This window comes from Actinoplanes octamycinicus (genome assembly GCF_014205225.1).
Classification (GTDB): Bacteria; Actinomycetota; Actinomycetes; order Mycobacteriales; family Micromonosporaceae; genus Actinoplanes; species Actinoplanes octamycinicus.
The window spans coordinates 4,556,031-4,578,853 of record NZ_JACHNB010000001.1 but is presented as its reverse complement, the minus strand read 5'-3'; the positions used below and the strand labels follow the sequence as shown (position 1 = coordinate 4,578,853).

Genomic DNA, 22,823 nt, shown 5'->3' with positions numbered 1-22,823 from the left:
CAGCCGTGCCCGGACCGAAACGGTGGTGGCTGCCCGGCCGTGACGAGGAGCGACCGCGCGAGGCGCGCCGCTGGACGCGGATCGCCGTCGCCGTCCAGGGTCCGCCGACGGTCTTCCTGATCCTGCGCCGGATGCGGGCACCGCTGATCGTCCTGATCACGATCTTCGCGGTCAGCGTGCTGGGCCTGACGCTGATTCCCGGCCAGGACGACGCCGGGCAGCCGGCCCGGATGGGCTTCTTCGACGCGTTCTACTTCATGAGCTACACGGCCACGACCATCGGGTACGGCGAGATCCCGCACGCGTTCACCGGCGGCCAGCGGCTCTGGGTGACGGCGACCATCTACCTCACCGTCATCGGATGGGCCTACGCGATCGGCTCGCTGCTGACGCTGCTGCAGGACCGCGCGTTCCGGCAGGCGCTCGCACTGCAGCGGTTCACGCGTACGGTCGCCCGGCTCCGCGAGCCGTTCCTGCTGATCGCCGGGTACGGGCAGACCGGCCGGCTGCTGGGCCGCGAGCTCGACGCGCTCGGCCGCCGGCTCGTGGTGATCGACACCGACGCGGAGCGGGTGGACGCGCTGGACATCGACGCCTACCGCTCCGACGTGCCGGGGCTGGCCGGTGACGCCCGCAACCCGCAGACGATGGAGCACGCGGGGCTCGGCCACCCGTACTGCGAAGGGGTGTTGGCCCTGACCGACGACGACGAGGTGAACCTGGCGGTCACCATGACGGCCGCACTGGTGCGACCCGAGCTGCCGGTGATCGCCCGCGTGGTGTCCCCGGCCGTCGAGCACCGGATGGCCGCGTTCGGGTCGCCCACGGTGGTGAACCCGTTCGACCGGTACGGGGACCATCTACGGCTCGCCTTGCGCGCCCCGGCGTCGTACCAGTTGATGACCTGGCTGGAGAGCGGGCCGGGGGCCGAACTGCCGGAGCGGGCCCAGCCGCCGCGGGCCGGGCGCTGGGTGCTGTGCGGCTACGGCCGGTTCGGCCGGGAGCTCACCGAGGACCTGCACGCCGAGGGCCTCACCGTCACCGCGATCGACCTCCGGGCGGAAACCGGGGACGAGCCGTGGGTCATCGCCGGCGACGGCTCCGAGCCGCACGTCATGGCCGCTGCCGATCTGGTGGGGGCGGTCGGCTTCGTGGCCGGTACGGAGAACGACACCACCAACCTGTCACTGGTCGCCGCCGCCCGCCACATCAACCCCGACCTGTTCGTCGTGTCCCGGCAGAACCGGCCGGAGACGGCGCCACTGTTCGCCGCCATGCGGATCGACTCGCTGCTGGTGCCGGCCGAGGTGGTCGCGCATGAGATCTACGCGCAGCTGAGCACCCCGCTGCTGTGGCGCTTCCTGCGGGAGATGCCGGCCCTCGGCGACGAATGGGCCCGCACCATGGTCGACCGCCTGCAGCAGCGTTGCGGGCACCGCCTGCCCTGGTTGTGGCGCACGACGCTGGACGCGAGCGAGGCCCCGGCGCTCCACCGCTGGCTGCGCGACGGGCAGGCGACACTCGGCGATCTCCTGCGCCATCCCGACGACCGGGAGCAGCGCCTCGACATCGTCCCGCTGCTGATCCAGCGCGACGGGCAGGCCACGCTCGGGCCCGCCGACGACGAGGTGCTGCAGCCCGGCGACGAGATCCTGCTCGCCGGGCACCCGTGGGACCAGCGAGCGCTGCTGGACACGCTGACCATCGACTCCGCGAGCCAATACGTCCGGTCCGGCCACCGCGTCCCGGCAAGCTGGATCTGGCGACGCCTGACCCGCTCGGGCCGCTAGGTTCCGCGTCAGCCGCGGAGCGCGAACTTGCGGGGGTAAGCCGTCCGGCTGGGGAAAGCAGCCGATGCGCCGATCCGGATGGGCCGTTCCGCGACCAGACTGATCGGCGCGGCGGAGACCGACATCCGCCCCTTCGACGGTGGAGTGCCTCGAATGAGCGGCTGGCAACTGTCCGGCTACACCTCGGTTCGTCCGCTCGGCGCCGGAGCGTCGGGCGCCGTCGTGCTCGCCACTCACGACGAGAGCGGCACCCCGGTCGCGATCAAATATCTGGTGCACGTCCTCGGGGACGACGCCTCGTTCCGGGCCGCCTTCCGGCGCGAGGCGGAGCTGCTCGGGCAGGTCGACGACCCGCACGTCTCCCGGCTGTACGAGTACGTGGAGTCCGCCGACGGCGCGGCCATCGTGATGGAGCTGGTCAACGGCGTGTCGCTGCGCCAGATGCTGCGCGAGCACGGCCCGACCAGCCCGGAGGCGGCGCTGTGCGTCCTGAAGGGCTCGCTCGCCGGGCTCGGCGCGGCGCACGCCCACGGTGTCGTGCACCGTGACTACAAGCCGGAGAACGTGCTGGTCACCGGCGAGGGGCAGAGCAAGCTCGCCGACTTCGGCATCGCCACCCCGGTCGGGCACGGCACCGGGACCGTCGTCACCGGCACGCCGCGGTACATGGCCCCGGAGCAGTGGACCGGCGCCCCGGCCACACCGGCCTGCGACATCTACGCCGCCACCGCCACCTTCTTCGAATGTCTCACCGGCAATCCGCCGTACGACGGCGCGAACCTGTTCGCCCTGCACGACCAGCACGCCAACGCGCTCATCCCGACCGATCCGGCGCCGCCGCCGGTGCACGACCTGCTCCGCCGGGGCATGGCCAAACAGGCCACCGACCGGCCACCGGACGCGTTCGCCTTCCTGGACCTCCTGGAGCAGGTGGCCGGCGCGGCGTACGGCGACGAGTGGGAGGACCGCGGCCTGCGCGAGCTGGCCCGCCGGGCCGCCCTGCTGGCCGCGCTGTGGCCGTTCCCGGACGGCAGCGGGGGCGCCACCAGCTTCGCCACCACGACGCTCGGCGGCACCGAGGCCGGGCGCCCCGGCGGCGTGCTCCGCAATCGCAAGCTGACCGTGGTGGCCGCCGCCACCGTCGTCGCGGCGCTGCTGGCCGGCGGCGTGGGGTACCACTACGCCGCGGCCGCCGAGGAGTCCCCGGTCGCCGCCGACCTGGTGGTTCCCGGAACGTCCGGTGTCACCGCCACCCCGGCCGCCGCGACCACACCGGCGGCCGCCCCGGCGACCTCGACCGGCGAGCCGGCTCCGACCCCGACCACGACGGTGCCGGCGGACCCGGGCAGCACGCCCACCAAGTCGGCGACCGCCTCGCCCACCACCAGCGTCACCACCAGCAAGACCGCCACGCCGAGCCCGTCGGCCAGCACCTCCCCGACGCCGCCGCCCGACACCACGGCTCCCGAGGTCGGCGCGGCCGGCGCGAAACCGGCCAGGCTGGAGGCGGAGGGCTGCAAGTACGGCAACCGCACGAGCACCGTGGTGGTCACCGTCACCGACGACCGGAGCGGACCGGGCGAGCTGAAGGTCAGCTTCCGCTACACCCTGGGCGGCACGACGCCGACCGTCGCCATGAGCCCGGCCGGCGGGAACAGCTTCCAGGGGACGCTGGGTCCGTTGCCGGCGCCGCGGACGGCCACCCGCATCCCGATCTCCGTGGTCGCGGCCGACGCCGCCGGCAACTCGGCGCGGTCGGCGTCACCGGCGTACGTGAGCCTCGACAACATCTGCACCCCCGGTTAGGAGCAGGCCGTGCCGGAGGAACCCTTCGACGACCGGACGATGCCGCTGCCGGCCGACCCGTGGCGGACCCAGCACGGTCCCGCCCCGACCGTGCACCTCGGCGGTCCGACCGCGTACCTCGGCGACCCGGACCGGACCACCCACCTGGCCGGCCCGGGCGCCACCTCGCCGGCTCCGCACCCGGACGGCTCCGAGCCGACCATCCGCACCCAGGCCGAGCTGCGGTTCGGGCCGGGCGTGCCGGTGACCCCGGTGGCCGCCCCGGCCTGGCCGGAGACCGCCCCGGCGCGGCGCCGGCCGTGGGGCCGCCGGCTGGTGTCGCTGGTCTCCGGCCTGCTCACCCTGGCGCTGGTCGTGGTGGTCGGGTTCTACGTGTGGCAGCGGCTCAGCCCGATCGCGGTGGAGAGCGTCACCGTGGCCGTGCCGAAGCCGGCCGGGACCCGCTGCGACGTCACCGTCGACGTGGTCGCCACCGTGCGGACCAACGGCAAGGCCGGGGTGATCCGCTACCAGTGGTTCCGCTCCGACGCGGCGCCGGGCGGCATCCTCACCGAGCGGGTCGGCCGGGGTCAGCGCACCGCCACGCTCACCCTCCGGTGGACGTTCGCGGGCGTCGGCACGGCCACCGAGACCGCCACCGTGAACATCATCGAACCGTCGCCGGTCCAGGCCGGCACCAAGGTCGCCTACCGGTGCCGGCGCGGCTGACCAGCTAACGGGTAACAACGGACACTTTCCGTTGTGCTTAGCCGGGCGTGGTGTCCGGCCGATGGAAGAATGTGTCCCCCGCCAAGCTGCACACCCTGCTGAACCGGATGCCGATCGGGCGCGCCCTGCGCACCGGGTTCACCGTGGTCATCGCGTTCCTGCTGGTCTCCGCGGCGGTCGCCGCCTTCTTCCTGATCCGGGCCACCCGTCAGGTCGGTGAGCTGGCCGGGACCGGTGTGCCGGCGATGCAGGTGGCCGGCGACATCAGCGGCCTGATGAACAAGTACCGCAAGGAGCAGTGGGAGTATCTCGCGCTGCCGCTGGACGACGCGGAGAGCCGCAAGGACACCATCGACGGGATGGCCGAGGAGGACGCCGACATGCGCGCCCTGTTCGCCGATTACCGGGCGCTGTCGACGAGCGCCGAGACCCGCGCCATCCTGGCCTCGTTCGAGGACCACTGGGACAAGTACGTCAAGGCCACCGCCGCCGAGGTCGCGCTGGCCGACGCGGGCAAGGCGGCCGAGGCCCGGGAGACCTTCGACAGCGGCGCGGGCGACGAGCAGTGGGACGGCCTCAAGGAGAGCCTGGCCGCGCTCGGCGACCGGCACACCGCCGAGTCCGAGGCGACCAGCACGGCCGCCGACCGGCAGGCGATCATCGCGTTCGGCGCGCTGGCGGCGCTGCTGACCGCCGCCGTCACCGTCGCCCTGACGGTCCGCCGGACACTGACCCGCCGGATCACCGACGGCCTGGGGCAGCTGTCCACCGCCGCCCGCGGCATCGCCCGGGGCGAACTCGACCAGCGGGTGCACGTCGAGGCCGAGGACGAGGTGGCCCAGGTGGCGGCCGCGTTCGACGACATGGTCGCCTACCTGACCGCCAAGGCGGAGATCTCGCAGCGGATGGCCACCGGCGACCTCGCGGTATCCGCGCCGGCCGCGTCCGCCGGTGACCGGCTCGGCACCGCCTTCACCGAGATGATCGAGAACCTGAACGACTCGGTCCGCCAGGTGCACCGGTCGGTCGACGACCTGGACGGCGCCTCGGCCCAGCTGGACGGCGCGTCCCAGGAGATCCGGGCGGCCGCCGCCGAGGTGGTCAGCAACGCCGAGCGGCAGGTGGAGCTGGTCTCCGCGGCGCAGCGGGCGGCCCGGGACACCTCCGCCTACGTCGACGAGGGCGTGGACACGGTGAGCAACCTGACGCGGGTGATGCGCGACCTGGACGACAAGGCCGCCCGGATCGGCGGGATCGTCGAGGCGATCACCCGGATCGCCGGGCAGACCAACCTGCTGGCGCTCAACGCGGCGATCGAGGCGGCCCGGGCCGGCACCCAGGGCGCCGGTTTCGCCGTGGTCGCCGGCGAGGTGCGCAACCTGGCCGAGGAGAGCGGCGAGGCGGCGCAGACCATCGCCGCGCTGGTCGCCGAGATCCAGCAGACCAGCGCCGAGGCGGTCACCGTGGTCGACGACCAGGCGCGCGGCGCGTTCGAGCGGATCGCCGAGGGCACCGCCGGGCTGCACTCGGCGCTGGACGCGGTCGGCTCCTTCGCCGGCGCGAACAAGGGCTCGACCGAGCGGATGGCGGCCGCGACCTCGACGGCCGCGGACCAGGTGCGGCAGCTGACCGCCACCGCGACCGGGTTGCGGGAGGTGGCGGGGCGCTTCTCGGTACGCGGAAGCTGAGCCGAGCCGGGTCAGCGCGAGCCCCCGTCCCGGACGGTCACCAGACCCGACTCGTAGGCGGCGATCACCAGCTGCGCACGGTCCCGGGCGGCGAGCTTGTGCAGCAGCCGTCCGATGTGGGTCTTCACCGTGCCGACGCCCAGGTGCAGGTGCTCGGCGATCTCGGTGTTCGACAGTCCACCGGCGATCAGGGCGAGCACCTCACGCTCCCGGTCGGTGACCGTCTCGAGGCCGCGCGGCGTACCGGAGACGGGTTTGCGCCTGCTCGTGAAGGCGTCGATCAGCCGGCGGGTGATCTGGGGCGCGAGCAGCGCCTCGCCGGCCGCGACCAGCCGGACCCCGGCGAGCAGCTCGCCGGCCGTGGTGTCCTTGACCAGGAAGCCGCTGGCGCCCGCCTCCAGTGCGGCGAACACGTACTCGTCGAGGTCGAAGGTGGTCAGCATGAGCACCCGGACCGCGGAGGTCTCCGGCGCCGCGCAGATCCGCCGGGTCGCCTCGATGCCGTCCATCACCGGCATCCGGACGTCCATCAGGACCACGTCCGGCCGGAGCTGGTGGGCCAGCCGGACCGCCTCCGCGCCGTCGCCGGCCTCACCGACCGTGGTGAAGCCGGGCGAGCCGTTGAGCAGCGACCGGAAGGTCTCCCGGATCAGCGAATGGTCCTCGGCGAGCAGGACCCGGATCTCCGGCACGGCTGGCGACTCGGTCACGCGGTCTCCTCGGCTGCGGTGTACGGAATGGCGGCGACCACCTGGAATCCACCGCCCGGGCGCGGGTCCGTGGCGAGCGTGCCGCCGTACATGGTCACCCGCTCGTGCATGCCGATCAGGCCCTGTCCGCCACGGCTGCGGCGGGCCGCGTGCATGCCCCGGCCGTCGTCGGCGACCTGGATGTCCACATTGCCGCCGTCGGCCCGCACGGTGACCCAGCACAGGTCAGCGTCGGCGTGTTTGACCACATTGGTGAGCGACTCCTGGACGATGCGGTAGACGGTCAGGCCGACTGCCGTGGGCAGCTGCTCGGTGCCGCTGACGTCGAGCTCGACCCGCAGGCCGGTGGAGCGCAGCCGATCGGCGAGATGGACCAGATCCGCGGCGCCGGGGGCCGGGGCCAGCTCGGCGGCCGGGTCGTCGTCGTCGCGCAGCACGTCCAGCAGCCGCCGGATCTCGGTGAGCGCCGATCGGCTGGTCTTCTCGATGACCTCCAGCGCCGCCCGGGTCTCGCCCGGTTTGTCGGCCAGGTGGTTGGCGACGGTCGCCTTCACCGCGATCAGGCTCAGGCTGTGCCCGACGATGTCGTGCAGCTCACGGGCGATCCGCAGCCGCTCGTCGGTCACCGCGTCGCGGGCGAGCCGGTGCGCCGCCTCCGCCTGCAGGGTGCGCCGCCAGCGGATCAGCCGGCCGGTGACCCAGGCGGCGATCAGCAGCACGACGACCACGCCGAGCTCGACCTGCCAATACAGCGGCACCTCGCTCACCGGGGCGTCCGCCGAGGAGACACCGGTGCGCAGGTAGAGCCAAGGGATGGTGACGGCCGGCGCGGCCAGGCCGCCGGCCAGGGCGAGCGCGGCCGCCACCCGGCCGCTCCGGGAGGCCGCGGTGTAGAGCGCGAGCGCGGCCGGGAACCAGGTCAGCGGGATCATCCCGAGGCCGACCACGCCGGCCGCGGTGGCGACCGCCGCGGCCGGCGTGATGACCACGAACACCGGCAGCGGCCAGCGGCGGCGGACCACCAGCGGCAGCCCGGTCGCCGCGGCGGCGAGCCACGCCACCGCGGCCGGGCCGGGCCAGGCCGGACCCGGTGGGTCCAGGACGGCGACGCCGGTCAGATAGGTCAGCAGGGCGGCGACCGGCACGTCGACGAGCGCACCGGGCAGCCGGAAACGATCGGCACGAGTCATCCGGCCACGCTATCCGGCCGGCCGGGACCGCGCGTCTGACCCAGGTCATACCTCGAGATCGGACCTCGGTCAGATTCGCCGGGCCGCTCCGGCGACCACGATGGAATCCATGATCGAGCTACGAGAGCTGACCAAACGGTACGGCGACACCACCGCCGTCGACCGGTTGTCGTTCGAGGTCCGCCCGGGTGTGGTGACCGGTTTCCTCGGGCCGAACGGGGCCGGCAAGTCCACCACCATGCGGATGATGCTCGGCCTGCACCGCCCGACCTCGGGCGAGGCCCTGATCGGCGGCCGGCGCTATGCGGAGATCCACCGCCCGCTGCACGAGGTCGGCGCGGTGCTGGACGCCGACGCCGCGCACCCCGGCCGCAGCGCCTTCACCCACCTGGCCTGCCTGGCCCGCAGCAACGGGATCGGCAAGGCCCGGGTGACCGCGGTGCTGGACCGGGTCGGCCTGGCCGGCGTGGCGCACAAGCGGGTCGGCGGTTTCTCGCTCGGCATGAAGCAGCGGCTCGGCATCGCCGGCGCCCTGCTCGGCGATCCGGCGGTGGTGCTGCTCGACGAGCCGGTGAACGGTTTGGACGCGGCCGGCATCCGGTGGATCCGATCGACTCTGCGTTCGCTGGCCGCGGAGGGCCGCACGGTGCTGCTCTCCAGCCACCTGATGAGCGAGATGGCGCTCACCGTCGACCGGGTGCTGATCATCGGCCGCGGCCGGTTGATCGAGGACACCTCGGTGGCCGAGATGCGCGACCGGTTCGAGCAGGACGTGCTGGTCCGCACGCCGCGGCCGGCCGAGCTGACCGGACTGCTGACCCGGCTCGGCGCGACGGTGACCCGGACCGGCGACGGCGACCTGGTCGCGGTCGGCGTGGACGCGCCGGCCATCGGCGACGCCGCCGCGGCCGCGTCGATCCCGGTCCACGGGCTGACCCCGCGCAGCGCCACGCTCGAAGACGTCTATCTGCAGATGACCGACGAGGCCGCGGAGTACCGCGCCGCCCTCACGACGGAAGGCCGATGATGACCTCGATGCGCGATCTGGTGGCGGCGGAGTGGCTGAAGGTCCGCACGCTCCGCTCGACCTGGGCGTTCCTGGCCGGCGGCATGGCCGCGACGGCGCTCGGCGCCTTGATCCTCTCCTTCCTGGTGCAGTCCTACGACGCGGCCACCCCAGCCGACCGGGCGAACTTCGAGACGGCCGATCCCACCGTGGTGACCATGCCGTTCGTGATGTTCTTCATCGGTGCGATCGGCGCCATGCTGATCACCAGCGAGTTCACCACCCGGTCGATCGGGCCCTCGCTGCTCGCCGTGCCGCAGCGCCGCCTGCTGATCGGCGCCAAGGCGACGGTGGCCGGGCTGGTCGGCCTCGGCTGCGGCGCGCTGTTCGCGCTGCTCGCCTTCGCCGACGCCCGGCTGCTGCTCGGCGACCGGCCGGCGCCGCTCAACCCGTGGCCGCAGTGGACCGACGCGATCCCGACCGTTCTCTGCGCCACGCTGATCACGCTGGTCACCTGCCTGGTGGCGATGGGTCTGGGCGCGCTCGTCCGGTCCACCGCGGCGGCGCTGACCACGCTGGGCGGGCTGGTGCTGGTGGCGCCGATCTTCGCGCACTTCCTGCCGACCGTGTGGCAGCTGCGGCTCGCCTCGGTGCTGCTGCCCAACCTCACCCCGCAGCTGGCCGGCAGCGACCATCCCTACCTGCTCTCCCAGGGCGGCGCGGCCGCAGTGGCCGCCGGTTATGTGCTGCTCGCCCTGCTGGCCGGCGCGATCAGCTTCAGCCGCCGCGATGCCTGACCGGTCAGCAGGCGGACCGCGCGACCAGCGCCCGCATCACCTGGGTGGTCTTGGCCTCGGCGGTGCTCGGGACGAGCCCCTTGCCCTCGACGAAAGCGAGCAGCGCCGCCTGCGCCGCCGGGGCGGCCGCGACGTCCTCCTCGACGATCGAGAGCTCCAGGAAATCGAGGTCGCCGACGGTCCAGCGCTCGGCCCGCACGTCGAGCGCCGGGCCGCCCGGCCGCGGCACCGCGAACTTGGGCCAGCGGATCGCCGACACGGCCGGCAGCACGGTGAGCGTGGCGACGTTGACCGCGATCCCGGCGCACTGCTCGATCAGCCGCTCCTGGTCCGCCGAGAAGAGCGCGTTCACGGTACGGTCGCCGCTCACCACCGCGGCGACCAGTCCCCTGGGCCGCTCGGCGGTGAGCGAGATGGCCAGCGTGCGGCGGTCGGCGGCCCAGTCCTCCTCGATCTTGAACTCGCCGTCCTCGGTCTTCCCGGTGTCCAGCCAGGCGTCGGTCAGCTGCGACCGGCGGCCCGGCCGGAGTTTCACCGTGACGTCGTCCTTGCCGCTGGTCTTCTGCCGGGCCCGCAGGATGAGGTGCTCGTCGAGCAGCGGCGTGGCCACGCAGAGCCCGGTGGTGACGTCCTCGACGAAATAGATCTTCCAGGGCGCCAGGTCCGGCAGGCCGAGCACCCGGACCGCCTCGGCGGTCTGGTCGCCGTCCAGACTGACCTTCATCTCCACGCCGTCGAGTCGCATCGGTACCTCCCCTGGTCACCCCGATTGAGCGCCCTCCCGCGGCCCGGCCTCCAGGCAACCGTCGTTGATCCGATAACGGCGCGAGCCCGGTTCCGCACCGGAGCGGGAACCGGGCTCGCATCGTCAGCGACGTTTCTTCGGCAGGTCGAACTGGTCGGCGCGGCGGCAGTCCTTGTGGTTGCCGATCGCGCCCGGCGGCAGTTTCTTGAGCGCCGCCCGGGCCCGCTGCCGGCCGAGGTTCCAGGCGTACCAGGGATCGGGTTCCCTGAGGTCGTCGGCGATCCAGCTCAGCGTGCAGCGGCGGACCGGATCGGGCAGCTCGGTCAGCGCCGGGGTGGCGTCCGCGGAGAGCGCCCGCAGGTACCACGCGTCGATCTTGCCGGATCCCTCGTAACGGGCGGCGTTGCGGCTGGCCGCGTAACCCTCCGGGTCGAGGCCGGCGAGGCCGAGCAGCATCAGCACAGCCAGCGCCACGGTGGCCCGCGGGATCCACCGGCCGCGCCACCGGATGCCGGCCAGCGCGATCATCACGAAGACGGTGCCGAGCAGCAGCTCGGCGGACATCACGAAGATCCGCTCACCGGTGAAGCTGTAGACCCGCTGGTACTCCCACATCCGGGAGAGCGCCGAGGCGACGATGACCACGCTCAGCGCGCAGACCAGGCCGAGCAGGACGCGCAGCAGGACCCGCTCGACCGGCTCGTCGCGCCGGGCCCAGCGAGCCAGTCCGGCGATCAGCGCCAGCGAGAGCAGGGTGACCGCGACCAGCTGCCAGAAACCGCTCCGGGCGTACTCGGCGTAGCTGAGCCCACTGGTCTTGAGGACGTGCTTGTTGCCGCCGAAGAGGACGGTGAACTGCACCGCGACGAAACCGCCGAAGAGCAGCACCAGCGCGGCGGCGGCCGGCGCCCACTCGACCAGGCCGAACCGGCCCCGGCCCGGAGTGTCCAGGCTGGACGTGACCGGCGGGGCGGACAGCGTGTAGATGCCGGCCACCGCGATCAGGCCACCGAGCACGGCCAGGAAGACCCAGCGGAACACCGAGCCGACGTTGAGATCGGGCACGATCTTGCCGAGCGAGTCGGAGAAGACCACGTCGGCCGAGGAGAGCAGCGCGCCGAAGACCAGCAGGACCAGCACGGTGAGACCGATCGAGAAGCCGATCCGCCGGGCCATCCCCGGGTTGCGGCCGCTGGACTGCAGGTGACTGCGCACCCACGGGATGCCACGGAAGGCCGCGTAGGGGGCGGCCACCAGGCTGAACAGGATCGACCGGATCTGCCGGCCGCCGACGATGGCCAGCGCCGCGCAGCCGAGCGCGCCGAGCACACTGAACGTCACCAGCCACCAGGCGTTGCGGATGGCCGGGACGGCGAGCAGGAGGAGCGCCGCTACCGCCCAGCCGGAACGGATCCACCGCTCGGCGTGCGACAGGTCGGCGGAGCGCCGGACCGCGCCGATGACGCCGGCGGTCAGCACCAGCCAGCCGAGGAACCAGCCGATGCCGACCCGGTCCAGCGGGACGAAACAGGCGACGCCGAGCGCGCCGGCCAGCACACCGGCCGGGACGGCGCGGCCGCGGGTGGCCGCCGGTCCTGGCCAGTGCTTGTCCCGGAAGCGCTGCCACGGGGTCGGCTCCGGCTGGTAGGCGCCGAAGTGCCGGACCGGCTGGGGGCGCTGCGGAGGGCGCTGCGGTCCATTCTGCGGGGTCTGCGGGAAGGCCGCAGCGGGCCACTCCTCCGGCGGGCCGGGGCGAGCGGCGGCCGGCGCGGAGCCGGAAGTCGAAGCGGGCCTTGCGGTGGACGGCGCGGACCCGGCAGCCGAAGCCGGCCCGGCAGCCGAAGCCGGCCCGGCGGTCGAAGCCGGCCCTGCGGCGGCCGGCGTGGGCCGGGCGGTGGCCGGGGTGATCCGGGGGCCGGGACCGGCGGTCACCGAGTCGGCCGGGGTGCGGGCGGGGGCGGGCGACTCGGGCTTCTCGGCCGCTCCCGCGCCGGCCGAAGGGTAAGCCGTCTGGTCGCCGGATCGCGCCCCATCCGACTCTTCGGACTTGTCGGATCCGGGAGCAGCAGCACCGGCCGCACCGGCCTGAACGGACCCGGTCTGAGCCGACGCGGTCTGAGCCGACGCGGTCTGAGCCGACGCGGTCTGAGCCGACGCGGTCTGAGCCGACGCGGTCTGAGCCGACGCGGTCTGAGCCGACGCGGTCTGAGCCGACGCGGTCTGAGCCGACGCGGTCTGAGCCGACGCGGTCTGAGCCGACGCGGTCTGAGCCGACGCGGCCTGAGCCGACGCCTCAGCCTCAGCAGCGACAGCGGCCTCAGCGGAAGCAGCGGCCGTCGCGACGGGTGCGACGGTCGCGGCCGGAGCCGCAGTCGCGGCGGGGGCGATGGTCGCGGCGGGCGCGATCGTCGCGTCCGGGGCCGCAGCCGCCGCCGAGGCCGGAGTCGCGGTCGCGGGTGAGGCGGCGGCCGGGACCGAGCCGGCCGCCTCCTGCACGGCGACCATCGGCACGAACAGCGCGTAACCCCGCGTCCCCGACGGGATCTGCACCGGGATGGCCCAGGCCGGCTCGCCGTCCGAGCCTGGCCACACCATTGACGGGATGGCGCTGGTCGGCGGCATCACCAGAAGTTGCGGCGCCGCCTCGGGTGCCGCTGGTGGCGGCGGGTCCGACGGATGTCGTTGCTCGGGTGGCGAATCGGCCACGGCCCCTCCTCGATCGATCGGTCCGCACACTCTAGGGCGTCCGCGCCCGGAAATCTACGTTGGGACGCTCCCGTACCGCCGCGACGACGTAGCGTGAGCCGACCAGTGCGATCACCGACCGCCCGGCCCCTTCGGACCGGGCTTCGACCCGGACTGTCCCGGCGCGGACGACGACATCGACGGTGATGCAGACGCGGCGCCCGAGACCGGGACGGAGGGCGCGACCGGCGCGGACGGCGGCGCAGTCCCGGACGGCGCGGCCGGCGCGGTGGACGGCGCCGCGGCCCCGGACGGCGCGGAGCCGGTGACGCTGGGCTTCGGGCCCGGCAGCGGCTGAGCGGCCACCGTGGTCTCCGGGTGGTCGAAGCTCCACCCCTCGGCGAGCAGCTCCGGGATCAGCGTGCGCAGCGCCACCACGGTCTGCTTCCGGTCCCCGCCGCCGTCGTGGACGAGCACCACCGCCCGCGGCGTGAGCTGCTGCTTGATCCGGGACGCGATCACCCCGGCGCCGGGCAGCAGCCAGTCGTCCGGGTCGACGACCCAGCCCAGCGGCGTGTGCCCGGCCTTCCCGCCGGCTCGCGCCGAGGGACCGAAGTCGCCGTACGGCGCGCGGTAGTAGGTCACCGTGGCGCCCGGCGCGGCCTCGGCGATCGCCGCGTCCGCCGCGGCGATGTCGGCGCGGCTCTTCGCCTCGGAGATGATGCCCAGATCGTCGTGGTGCATCGAGTGGTTGCACAGCCGGTGCCCCTCGGCGACGATCCGGCGCACCAGCTGGGGATACCACTCGGCGTTCTCGCCGACCACGCAGAAGGTGGCCTTGACGTGGTATTTCGCCAGCAGGTCCAGGACCGCCGGGGTGTCCTCGGACGGGCCGTCGTCGAAGGTCAGGGCGAGTCGCTTACCGCTGTGCTCGGTGTGCACCACCGGCTGGTAGCCGGCCGCGGCGGCGTGCCGGCCGGCGACCGAGTCCGGGTTCTTGACCTCGTGCCCGGCCTTGCCGAAGTCGCCCGCGTCGGTGCGCCCGACGCGCGCCGGCTGGGGCAGCGGGGTGGCCGGCCGGCCCTGCAGGGCGGACCGGGTGAAGTCGCGCCAGATCGAGGACGGCATGGTGTCGCCCTCGATCCGCTTGTTCCGGGCGTCGCGCAACGGTCCCGGTTTCGCCTTGCCGATCCAGACCACGCTGGCCAGCTCGGGGGTGTAGCCGGCCATCCAGGCGTCCTGGTTGTCCCGGGTGTCCCGGTACTGCTGAGTGCCGGTCTTGCCGGCCGCCGGACGGCCCGGGGTGATGCCGCGCTCGGTCACCACCGACTTCAGCACGGTGGTGACGTCCGCGGCGATCTTCCGGTCGACCACGGTGGTCGCGACGTCCCGGGTGGTGTATCCGATGCCGCCGGCGCCGCTCACCGACTCGACGAAGTGCCGCTGGTGGCGGACTCCGTCGCCGGCCAGGGTCGCGTAGACGGTCGCCAGGTCGCCCGGGACCACCGGGTACCGGCCCAGCGAGATGTCGCCGCGGGTCTTCCCCGGCGCCGGGTCGCCCTTGACGTCGACCAGCGACTTGTGGCCGTCGTACTTCTCCGGGATGCCCAGCCGCACCGCCATGTCCCGCACCCGGCCCGGTCCGATCTGGGCGGTCACCGCGTAGAACGGGGTGTTCAGCGAGTCCACCATCGCCTGCTGCAAGGTGCACTCCGGGCACTGCCGGTCGTCGTGGTTGCGCAGCGGCACACCGCGGTCCGGGAACAGCCGGGGCGAGCTGCCGTCCCAGCGCGACCGGTAGGCGATCCCCTGGCCCAGCGCGGCGGCCAGCACGATCGGCTTGAAGGTGGACGCCGCCGGGTGCGCCGCCGCGGCGTTGTCGAAGTATCCGCTGCCGCGCTCGCCGCCGTAGTAGGCGCGCACCCCGCCGGTTGCCGGGTCCAGCGCGACCAGGGCGGCCTGCAGCCCGGCCGGCTGCCCGTGCAGCTGCGCCCGGACCGCGTTCACCGCGGCCTGCTGGGCCGGCTGGTCCAGCGTGGTGACCACCCGCAGGCCCTGGGTGTGCAGCTGCTGCGAGGTGATCCCGTGCCCGGCCAGCTCCCGCTCCACCCGGTCGACGACCAGGCCGAGCGGTCCGCCGATCGCCGAGCCGGCCGGCCGGACGTTCGGGTAGGTCACCGTGGCCGGGTCGATCAGGCCGGCGTCCCGGGCGGTCGCGAAGAGCCAGTTCCAGCGCCGCCGGGCGGCCGTCGGGTCGTGGTCCGGGTCGTAGCCCCACGGGTCCTTGATCACCGCGGCGAGCACCGCGCTCTGCGCGAAGTCCAGCCGGTCCGGGGTCACCCCGAAGTAGGCGTTGGCGGCGGCGGCGATCCCGTACGCGCCGCGGCCGTAGTAGATCGTGTTGAGGTACCGGGCGAGGATCTCGTCCTTGCCGTACTGCCGCTCCAGGTTGATCGCGAGGGCCAGCTCCTGCATCTTCCGGTCGACGGTGACCCGCTGGGTCAGGAAGGCGTTCCGGGCGTACTGCTGGGTGATCGTCGAGGCGCCCTCGCGCTTGCCGCTCACGTCGGCCACCACGGCCCGGGCCACGCCGCGCAGCGACACCCCGGCGTGCTCGTAGAAGTCACGGTCCTCGGCGAGCAGCACGGCCTGACGCAGGGCCGGCGAGATCGCCGAGAGCGGCACGTCGTTGTGGTCGGTCGCGCCGACCCGGGCCAGGATGGTCTTCCCGTCCCGGTAGTACAGGACCGAGGCCTGCGGCTGCGGCACGGCGCCGGGCACCGGCACGGACTCGACGTAGGCCTCCGCGGCGCCGACGCCGGCCGCGCACCAGAACGTCAGCACGGCGAGGGCGGTGGCCACCATCCGGCGCCGGCGCGGCCGCCGTTTCGGCGGCTCCGCGGATTCCTGCGATGCGATCGGGTCCGGATGTCCGGTGGATTCTTCGCGCACATCCGCCTAGACGGTATCCAACCGGGTGAATGTTGCCTGTAATTTTGTGTCACCGCCCGATCACGGTGATCAGCGGCGCGATGACCTGCGGGTTTCGTAATGTTGCACGCGAATGCGATGAGATAGGTCGCAATTCGCCATGCCACCGATGTCGCACGCGAGGAGTCGCCGGCCGTGAGAGCCGTCCCGATCGCTCAGCATGCCGCGGACCTGCCGCACGCCACCGAGGGCAATCCGGTCGGCATCGCCGGCCCGCCTGACCGGTTGTGATCGGGTGCCGCGTGGCGCGGCACCCGATTCGTCGCGGCTCGCGGTCAGCTGCCCGCCGGGGTGCCGGCCGGCACCGGGCTGGGCGCCGGGCCGGTCCGCTGCCCGGCGAGATCGGCGAAGAGCTCCTCCCAGCGGGCCAGGATGACCGGTGACTCGTAGTGCACGGCGGTGGCGCGGGCGGCCGCGCCCAGCGTCTCCCGCTCGGCCGGGTTCTCGATCAGCCGGATCATGCCGGCCGCCAGGCCGGGGATGTCCTGGGCCGGGATCAGCAGACCGTTGGCGCCGTCGTCGACCACGTCGGCCGGGCCGGTCGGGCAGTCGAAGGCGACCACCGGCAGGCCGGTGCACATCGCCTCGAGCAGGACCATCGGCAGGCCCTCCTTGCGGGAGCTGAGCACGAAGATCGAGGCCTTGGCGAGCTCGGCGTCCAGGGTGCGGGTGAGGCCGCGCAGCTTGACCACGTCGCCGAGGCCGCGTTCCTCGATCATCTCGGTCAGCTTCTTGCGTTTCCGGCCCTCGCCGAAGATGTTCAGCTGCCAGTCCGGGTGCGCCTCATGAACCCGCTCGAACGCCTGGATCAGCAGGTCGAAGCCCTTCTGCGGGGTGAGCCGGCCGGCCGCGACCAGGGTCCGGGTCCGGCCGTCGAGGGGTGCCACCGGACGCGGCGGGATGCCGTTCGGGATGCGTTCCAGCCGGGCCGTGTCGCCCAGCGCGTCCCGGTAGGCGGCCAGGTCGGCGTGGGTCAGCACGGACACCGCGTCGAGCCGGGGGTAGGCACGGCGGATCGCGGCCTGCAGGCGGGGCTTGTAGCTGCCGAAGTTCATGTGGTCCTGACCGATCCGGATCAACCGGCGCGGCGCGAACCAGGCGGACACCAGGTTCAGCGCGGGCCGCGTGGTGATCAGCACCGTGCCGTCCTGCTGGGCGCGCATGTACCGGATCAGCTTCAGGTCGACCAGCGGGTCCCACCGGTGGTACCGGAAGTCGCGGCCGTGCGGCAGCGGGTTGCGCGCCGCGCGGGTCTTCCGCCACCACCGGGAATTGGTGCCCGGCTTGTCGGTCCACCGCGATCCCTCCTCGCGGAGATCGGTCAGCGAGACCAGCCGCACCCGCGGGTCCAGCGGGAGGGCCGGGTCCTCCCTGTGCCGGTAGACACTGGCGACCTCGACGTCGTGGGTGGCGCACAGCGCGTTGGCCTGATTGAAGACCGTGCGGATGGTGCCGCCGATCCCGTACGCGTTGTGCAACAGAAACCTGATGTTCACGGGGCACAACCTATGGTCCGGTGTCAATCAGCGATAGACCCGCGAACCTTTATCCCGACAATGCGGCAGCTGTCGCCGGATGTTTCGTACATTTCTCCGCGCCGGTTCGCCGAAATGGCGTGACCGAACGGTTGCCCTGCGTCGACAGCGTGGCCGGCTAATCGAATAGTTTGGCAGCGGTCAGCACGGTCTGGACGATGCCGTAACCGAGCAGCACGCCGACCAGCGCCCAGGAGAGCACCAGCCGGAGGGTGGAGCCGGAGCCGGTCATGCGGCGGCCTCCTTCGCGACGGCGGCCGCCGGAGCGGCCGGTTCGTGGTGACGAGACGGGACCGGACGGATCAGGAGGTTGGCGACGAAGCCGACGGCGAGCACGCCGACCATGGTGAGCAGGGCCGGCTGGTAGGCCGAGGCGGTCAGCGTGCCCGGTTTGCCCTGGGCGTCCAGGAACCCGTTGATGATCAGCGGACCGGCCACCCCGGCCGCCGACCAGGCGGTGAGCAGCCGGCCGTGGATGGCGCCCACCTGGTAGGTGCCGAACAGGTCGCGCAGGTAGGCCGGAACGGTGGCGAAGCCGCCGCCGTAGAAGGACAGGATCACGCCGGCGAGCAGCACGAACAGCGCGATCGCGGTGTCCCCGACGGTGGCCAGCAGCAGGTACAGCACCATGCCGACGCCCAGGTACACCAGGTAGATCGGCTTGCGCCCGATCAGGTCGGAGGTCGACGACCAGGCAAACCGCCCGGCCATGTTGAACAGGGACAGGACACCGACGAAACCACCGGCCGCGGCGACGCTGACCGCCGAGGCGCCGTCCGTACGGAAGAAGTCCTGAATCATCGGGCTGGCCTGTTCCAGGATTCCGATCCCGGCGGTCACGTTGCAGAACAGCACGATCCAGAGCAGCCAGAACGATCGGGTGCGGAGCGCGTTGGCGGCGGACACCTGCGCCGTGGTGACCAGCGGCTTGGCGGCGACGGTGGCCGGATCCCAGCCGGCCGGGCGCCAGCCGGGGGCGGGCACCCGGATGTTCGCCACCCCGAACATCATGATCAAAAAGTAGCCGATGCCCAGCGTCAGGAAGAGCAGGACCAGCGCGCGCCCGTCGGCGACCGAGCCGGCCACGTTCGGGTCGTAATCCGGGTCGTAGAGGGAGAGCAGCTGCCGGGAGGCCGGGCTGGCGATCAGCGCGCCGCCGCCGAAGCCCATGATCGCCAGACCGGTGGCCAGGCCGGGCCGGTCCGGGAACCACTTGATCAGGGTGGAGACCGGCGAGATGTAGCCGATGCCGAGCCCGATCCCGCCGAGCACGCCGTACCCGAGGTAGACCAGCCAGAGCTGATCGGTGCCGATGCCGAGCGCGCTGACCAGGAACCCGGTCGACCAGAAGCAGGCGGAGACGAACATCGCCTTGCGCGGGCCGTTGGCCTCCACCCAGGTGCCGCCGAGCGCGGCGGAGAGCCCGAGCATCACGATCGCGATGCTGAAGATGACGCCGATCGCGGTCTGACTGACGTCGAAGTGCGCGATGAACGAGTTCTTGTAGACGCTGGTGGCGTAGACCTGGCCGATGCAGAGGTGCACCGCGAGCGCGGCCGGCGGGATCAGCCACCGGCTCCAGCCAGCCGGAGCAACCGTGTGTTTCGGATCGAGCGCGGAGAACAGGGACATGACGGACGCCTCCCCTCGGGCGCCCATCATCGAACACATTCGATCCGCATCGCAACTATCCCGGCGTCAAACGTCCCCGGCGGCCCACCCGGTGGACGACGGTGGCGAAAACCACACCGGTGAATATCAGCGGCGGCGCGGCGCCGCGATCCGGAGGTCCGCCTCGATCGCCGCGGTGGCCGTGAGCAGCGGCGGAAGCAGCCGCTCCCGGATCGTCGCCACGGTCGCGCGGGCCGCGTGCACGGAGACGTTGAGCGCCCCGGCCGCCTTGCCGGAGCGGTCCCGGATCGGCGCCGCGATCGCCCGCAGCCCCTCCTCCAGCTCCTGGTCGACGATCGAGTGACCGCTCTCCCGGACCCGGTCCAGCTCGGCCCGGAGCGCGCCGGGCGAGCTGATCGTCCGGTCGGTGAGCGGCTCCAGCTTGGCCCGGGACAGGTACGCCTCCAGCTCCGCCTCGGGCAGCGCGGCCAGCATCACCCGGCCCATCGAGGTCGCGTAGGCCGGGAACCGGGTACCCACGTTGATCGCCACCCGCATGATCCGGGAGGTCGGCACCCGGCTCACGTAGACGATGTCGTCACCGTCCAGGACGGACAGCGAGGACGACTCGCGTACCTCGCTGACCAGACGCTCCATGTGCGGCTCGGCCACCTCGGGCAGGCTCAGTCCACCGAGGAACGCGTAGCCCAGCTCGAGCACCCGCGGGGTGAGCGAGAACAGCCGGCCGTCGGTGCGGACATAGCCCAGATCGGTCAGCGTCAGGAGGAACCGGCGGGCCGCGGCCCGGGTCAGTCCACAGTGCCGGGCGACGTCGCTGAGCGTCAGTTCGCGGTGTTCCGCGTCAAATGCACGGATCACCGCCAGCCCGCGCTCCAGGGATTGGACGTAGTACGGTTCCCGCGTCATCGGATGATCGACACAAATCGTTGACGTGACACGAGCCACATCCTAGCGTTCTCTTTGAGAACTTCCGTTCGTTCTGCGCACAGATTCTACGGAGGAATAGATTATGCGGCGGCGTTTGATCGCAGGCCTGGCCCTGGTCCTGGTGGCCGGCACGGTCGCGGCCTGCGGCTCGGACAAGGACTCGAGCAGCTCCGGCAGCTCGTCCGGCGGCGTGGACAAGGTGAAGGTCGGGGTCATCCCGATCATCGACGTCGCCCCCATCTACCTGGGCCAGTCGAAGGGGTTCTTCAAGAACCGGAACATCGAACTGACCATGGAGGCCGGCCAGGGCGGCGCGGCCATCGTGCCGGGCGTGGTGAGCGGGGAGTTCCAGTTCGGCTTCTCCAACCTGACCTCGCTGATGATCGCCCAGACCAAGAACGTGCCGATCAAGGCGGTCGCGGCCGGCGTGGCGTCGACCAACGTGCAGGCCAAGGACTTCGGCGCGGTGGTGGTCAAGGGCGACAGCCCGATCAAGACGGCCAAGGACCTGGCCGGCAAGAAGGTCTCGGTGAACACCCTGAAGAACATCGGTGACACGGTGACCCGGGAGTCGGTGCGCAAGGCCGGCGGCGACCCCAGCAACATCCAGTTCGTCGAGATGCCGTTCCCGACCATGCAGGCGGCGCTGGAGAAGGGCGACGTCGACGCGTCCTGGGTGGTGGAGCCGCAGCTCTCCACGATCAAGGCGGCCGGCGGTCGCGAGGTGGCCTCGACCTTCGTCGACACCGCGCCGAACCTGACCATCGCGGCCTACTTCACCTCGCAGAAGCTGCTCGCCGAGAACGCCGACCTGGCGAAGCGGTTCACCGAGGCGATCAACGAGTCGCTGACCTACGCCGACGCCCACCCGGACGAGGTGCGGCAGATCCTGACCAGCTACACCAAGATCGACGACAAGGGCCGGGCCGCCGTGATCCTGCCGAAGTGGCCCGTCGAGATCAACAAGGCGTCCGTGCAGACGCTCGCCGACCTCGGCACCAAGGACGGCATCTTCACCACCTCCCCGGACCTGAACAAGCTGCTGCCGTGACCTCAGCTCGCCGTGGCAACCCGGTCCTGCTCGGCGTCGCCGGGCTGGCCGGGTTGCTCGTCATGCTGGAGCTGCTGCCCCGGCTCGGCCTGGTGCCGGAGCGGTACCTGCCGCCGACCAGCCGGATCGCCACCGCGCTCGCCGACGAGGCGGGCACCGCGGCGTTCTGGTGGGCACTCGCCGACACCCTGTACGCCTGGGCGATCGGCCTGCTCATCGCGGTGCTGGCCGGCGTGCTGGCCGGCCTGGTGATCGGTTCGGTGCCGGTGCTCCGGGCACTGACCGCGTCCACGGTGGAGTTCCTCCGGCCGATCCCGTCGGTGGCGCTGATCCCGCTCGCCGTGCTGCTCTACGGCACCCAGCTGGGCTCCACCCTGCTGCTGGTCTGCTACGCCGCGTTCTGGCAGGTGCTGGTCCAGGTGCTGTACGGGGTGGCCGACGTCGACCCGGTCGCCGAGGAGACCGCCCGCAGCTACCGGTTCTCCACCTGGGGCCGGGTGCGCTACGTGCTGTGGCCGACCGCGCTGCCCTACGTCTTCACCGGCGTCCGGCTGGCCGCCTCGGTGGCCCTGGTCCTGGCGATCACCGCCGAGCTGGTGATCGGCGCGCCCGGGCTGGGCAAGGAGATCGCCACGGCGCAGAACTCCGACGCGGTCCCGACCATGTACGCGCTGATCGTGGTGACCGGCGCCCTGGGAGTCGTGATCAACCTGCTGACCCGTACCGGCGAGCGCCACCTGCTCGCCTGGCACCAGTCCGTCCGGGGCGAGGTGGCCGCGTGACCGGCGTACTGAAAAGGATCGTTTTTGTTGTTGCCCTGCCGGTCCTGCTCTTCGCGGGATGGTTCTGGCTCAGCGACGACAGCGAGAGCTTCTACTCGCCGCCGCTGCGCACCATCCTCACCGCGTTCGGTGACACCTGGCAGCCGGAGCGGTTGCGCGCCGACGTGGCGCCCAGCCTGCTGCGGCTGTTCGCCGGATACCTGCTGGCCGCGCTGATCGGGATCGGACTGGGCGTGGCGATCGGGCTGAACCGGCGGCTGCGCGCGGTGCTGGAGCCGGTCCTGGAGTTCTTCCGGGCCATCCCGCCGCCGGTGCTGGTGCCGGTGATCATGCTGTTCGCCGGGATCGGCGACGGCATGAAGGTGATCGTCATCGTGTTCGGCTGCGTCTGGCCGATCCTGCTCAACACGGTGGAGGGGGTCCGCGCGGTGGACAGCGTGGTGCTGGACACCGCCCGCGCCTATCGCGTGACCGGCCCGGCCCGGCTCACCCGGGTGATCCTGCCGTCCGCCTCCCCGCAGATCGCGGCCGGACTGCGCCAGGCGCTCTCCATCGCGATCATCCTGATGGTGATCAGCGAGATGTTCGCGGCCAGCAACGGCCTCGGCTTCACCATCGTGCAGTTCCAGCGCAGCTTCGCGATCCCCGAGATGTGGAGCGGGATCATCCTGCTCGGCCTGCTCGGCTTCGCGCTCTCGCTGCTGTTCCGGCTCGCCGAGCGGCGGGCGCTGCGGTGGTACGAGGGGCTGCGCGCGGCGCAGCGCCGGGCCGGTTAGGAGG

At 72.5% G+C, this 22,823-nt stretch carries 18 protein-coding genes; 9 read left to right on the top strand and 9 right to left on the bottom strand.

From position 1 onward, the window contains the following. The first annotated feature begins 5 nt into the window (after positions 1-5). The 4 genes from BJY16_RS20005 to BJY16_RS19990 all read left to right on the top strand — a co-directional run bounded on the left by BJY16_RS20005 (position 6) and on the right by BJY16_RS19990 (position 5,992). Positions 6-1,790 (top strand): potassium channel family protein, encoded by a 1,785-nt coding sequence (locus BJY16_RS20005; protein ID WP_203759075.1) that lies wholly within the window; start codon positions 6-8, stop codon positions 1,788-1,790. Between the two features lie 153 nt (positions 1,791-1,943). After that, positions 1,944-3,596 (top strand): serine/threonine-protein kinase, encoded by a 1,653-nt coding sequence (locus tag BJY16_RS20000; protein WP_185041114.1) that lies wholly within the window; start codon positions 1,944-1,946, stop codon positions 3,594-3,596. Between the two features lie 9 nt (positions 3,597-3,605). Continuing rightward, positions 3,606-4,304 (top strand): hypothetical protein, encoded by a 699-nt coding sequence (locus tag BJY16_RS19995; RefSeq protein ID WP_185041113.1) that lies wholly within the window; start codon positions 3,606-3,608, stop codon positions 4,302-4,304. 71 nt (positions 4,305-4,375) lie between these two features. After that, on the top strand, positions 4,376-5,992 hold the full coding sequence (locus BJY16_RS19990) for a methyl-accepting chemotaxis protein (RefSeq protein WP_185041112.1): 1,617 nt from the start codon (positions 4,376-4,378) through the stop codon (positions 5,990-5,992). 11 nt (positions 5,993-6,003) lie between these two features. On the opposite strand, the gene BJY16_RS19985 is transcribed toward BJY16_RS19990, so the two are convergent. Together BJY16_RS19985 and BJY16_RS19980 are read right to left on the bottom strand one after the other, a co-directional pair. After that, on the bottom strand, positions 6,004-6,702 hold the full coding sequence (locus BJY16_RS19985) for a response regulator (RefSeq protein ID WP_185041111.1): 699 nt from the start codon (positions 6,700-6,702) through the stop codon (positions 6,004-6,006). Beyond that, positions 6,699-7,892 (bottom strand): sensor histidine kinase, encoded by a 1,194-nt coding sequence (locus tag BJY16_RS19980; protein ID WP_185041110.1) that lies wholly within the window; start codon positions 7,890-7,892, stop codon positions 6,699-6,701. The genes BJY16_RS19985 and BJY16_RS19980 overlap by 4 nt, the downstream gene beginning before the upstream one ends. A gap of 109 nt (positions 7,893-8,001) precedes the next feature. Between BJY16_RS19980 and BJY16_RS19975 the strand changes: the two genes are divergently transcribed. Both BJY16_RS19975 and BJY16_RS19970 read left to right on the top strand, forming a co-directional pair. Continuing rightward, positions 8,002-8,919, top strand: a complete 918-nt coding sequence (locus tag BJY16_RS19975; RefSeq protein ID WP_185041109.1) for an ABC transporter ATP-binding protein — start codon at positions 8,002-8,004, stop codon at positions 8,917-8,919. Positions 8,920-8,927: 8 nt separating this feature from the next. After that, the gene (locus BJY16_RS19970; RefSeq protein ID WP_239177566.1) at positions 8,928-9,695 is read left to right on the top strand and encodes an ABC transporter permease; all 768 of its coding nucleotides are present in this window, start codon (positions 8,928-8,930) and stop codon (positions 9,693-9,695) included. 4 nt (positions 9,696-9,699) lie between these two features. Here BJY16_RS19970 and BJY16_RS19965 read toward each other — a convergent pair whose 3' ends face one another. The 7 genes from BJY16_RS19965 to BJY16_RS19940 all read right to left on the bottom strand — a co-directional run bounded on the left by BJY16_RS19965 (position 9,700) and on the right by BJY16_RS19940 (position 20,189). Next, on the bottom strand, positions 9,700-10,440 hold the full coding sequence (locus BJY16_RS19965) for a hypothetical protein (RefSeq protein ID WP_185041107.1): 741 nt from the start codon (positions 10,438-10,440) through the stop codon (positions 9,700-9,702). Positions 10,441-10,563: 123 nt separating this feature from the next. Then, positions 10,564-13,146, bottom strand: coding sequence for a DUF4153 domain-containing protein (locus tag BJY16_RS19960; protein WP_376698039.1), 2,583 nt, complete (start codon positions 13,144-13,146; stop codon positions 10,564-10,566). Between the two features lie 111 nt (positions 13,147-13,257). After that, on the bottom strand, positions 13,258-16,077 hold the full coding sequence (locus BJY16_RS19955) for a transglycosylase domain-containing protein (RefSeq protein WP_239177564.1): 2,820 nt from the start codon (positions 16,075-16,077) through the stop codon (positions 13,258-13,260). Positions 16,078-16,391: 314 nt separating this feature from the next. Next, complete coding sequence (locus BJY16_RS19950) at positions 16,392-17,612, bottom strand: glycosyltransferase family 4 protein (protein WP_185041106.1); 1,221 nt, start codon at positions 17,610-17,612, stop codon at positions 16,392-16,394. A gap of 157 nt (positions 17,613-17,769) precedes the next feature. Then, positions 17,770-17,883 (bottom strand): MFS transporter small subunit, encoded by a 114-nt coding sequence (locus BJY16_RS49110; protein ID WP_425551356.1) that lies wholly within the window; start codon positions 17,881-17,883, stop codon positions 17,770-17,772. Beyond that, positions 17,880-19,283, bottom strand: a complete 1,404-nt coding sequence (locus BJY16_RS19945) for an OFA family MFS transporter (RefSeq protein WP_185041105.1) — start codon at positions 19,281-19,283, stop codon at positions 17,880-17,882. Before BJY16_RS19945 ends, BJY16_RS49110 begins: the two co-directional genes overlap by 4 nt. Before the next feature lie 126 nt (positions 19,284-19,409). Continuing rightward, a complete protein-coding gene (locus tag BJY16_RS19940; protein WP_185041104.1) occupies positions 19,410-20,189 on the bottom strand; it encodes an IclR family transcriptional regulator domain-containing protein in 780 nt (259 codons plus the stop codon). A gap of 103 nt (positions 20,190-20,292) precedes the next feature. Between BJY16_RS19940 and BJY16_RS19935 the strand changes: the two genes are divergently transcribed. Genes BJY16_RS19935 through BJY16_RS19925 form a run of 3 tightly spaced genes read left to right on the top strand, consistent with a single transcriptional unit; the run spans position 20,293 to position 22,819 of the window. Further along, complete coding sequence (locus tag BJY16_RS19935) at positions 20,293-21,261, top strand: ABC transporter substrate-binding protein (protein WP_185041103.1); 969 nt, start codon at positions 20,293-20,295, stop codon at positions 21,259-21,261. Then, positions 21,258-22,043 (top strand): ABC transporter permease, encoded by a 786-nt coding sequence (locus BJY16_RS19930; protein ID WP_203759073.1) that lies wholly within the window; start codon positions 21,258-21,260, stop codon positions 22,041-22,043. Before BJY16_RS19935 ends, BJY16_RS19930 begins: the two co-directional genes overlap by 4 nt. Continuing rightward, positions 22,040-22,819, top strand: coding sequence for an ABC transporter permease (locus BJY16_RS19925; RefSeq protein ID WP_239177563.1), 780 nt, complete (start codon positions 22,040-22,042; stop codon positions 22,817-22,819). The genes BJY16_RS19930 and BJY16_RS19925 overlap by 4 nt, the downstream gene beginning before the upstream one ends. Positions 22,820-22,823 lie beyond the last annotated feature (4 nt).

What these genes read in the sequence shown, in the direction of transcription:
- BJY16_RS20000 (WP_185041114.1), top strand. Translation starts at nt 1,944, where the DNA reads ATGAGCGGCTGGCAACTGTCCGGCTACACCTCGGTTCGTCCGCTCGGC.
- BJY16_RS19980 (WP_185041110.1), bottom strand. Translation starts at nt 7,892, where the DNA reads ATGACTCGTGCCGATCGTTTCCGGCTGCCCGGTGCGCTCGTCGACGTG.
- BJY16_RS19975 (WP_185041109.1), top strand. Translation starts at nt 8,002, where the DNA reads ATGATCGAGCTACGAGAGCTGACCAAACGGTACGGCGACACCACCGCC.
- BJY16_RS19970 (WP_239177566.1), top strand. Translation starts at nt 8,928, where the DNA reads ATGCGCGATCTGGTGGCGGCGGAGTGGCTGAAGGTCCGCACGCTCCGC.
- BJY16_RS19965 (WP_185041107.1), bottom strand. Translation starts at nt 10,440, where the DNA reads ATGCGACTCGACGGCGTGGAGATGAAGGTCAGTCTGGACGGCGACCAG.
- BJY16_RS49110 (WP_425551356.1), bottom strand. Translation starts at nt 17,883, where the DNA reads ATGACCGGCTCCGGCTCCACCCTCCGGCTGGTGCTCTCCTGGGCGCTG.
- BJY16_RS19945 (WP_185041105.1), bottom strand. Translation starts at nt 19,283, where the DNA reads ATGTCCCTGTTCTCCGCGCTCGATCCGAAACACACGGTTGCTCCGGCT.
- BJY16_RS19940 (WP_185041104.1), bottom strand. Translation starts at nt 20,189, where the DNA reads ATGACGCGGGAACCGTACTACGTCCAATCCCTGGAGCGCGGGCTGGCG.
- BJY16_RS19935 (WP_185041103.1), top strand. Translation starts at nt 20,293, where the DNA reads ATGCGGCGGCGTTTGATCGCAGGCCTGGCCCTGGTCCTGGTGGCCGGC.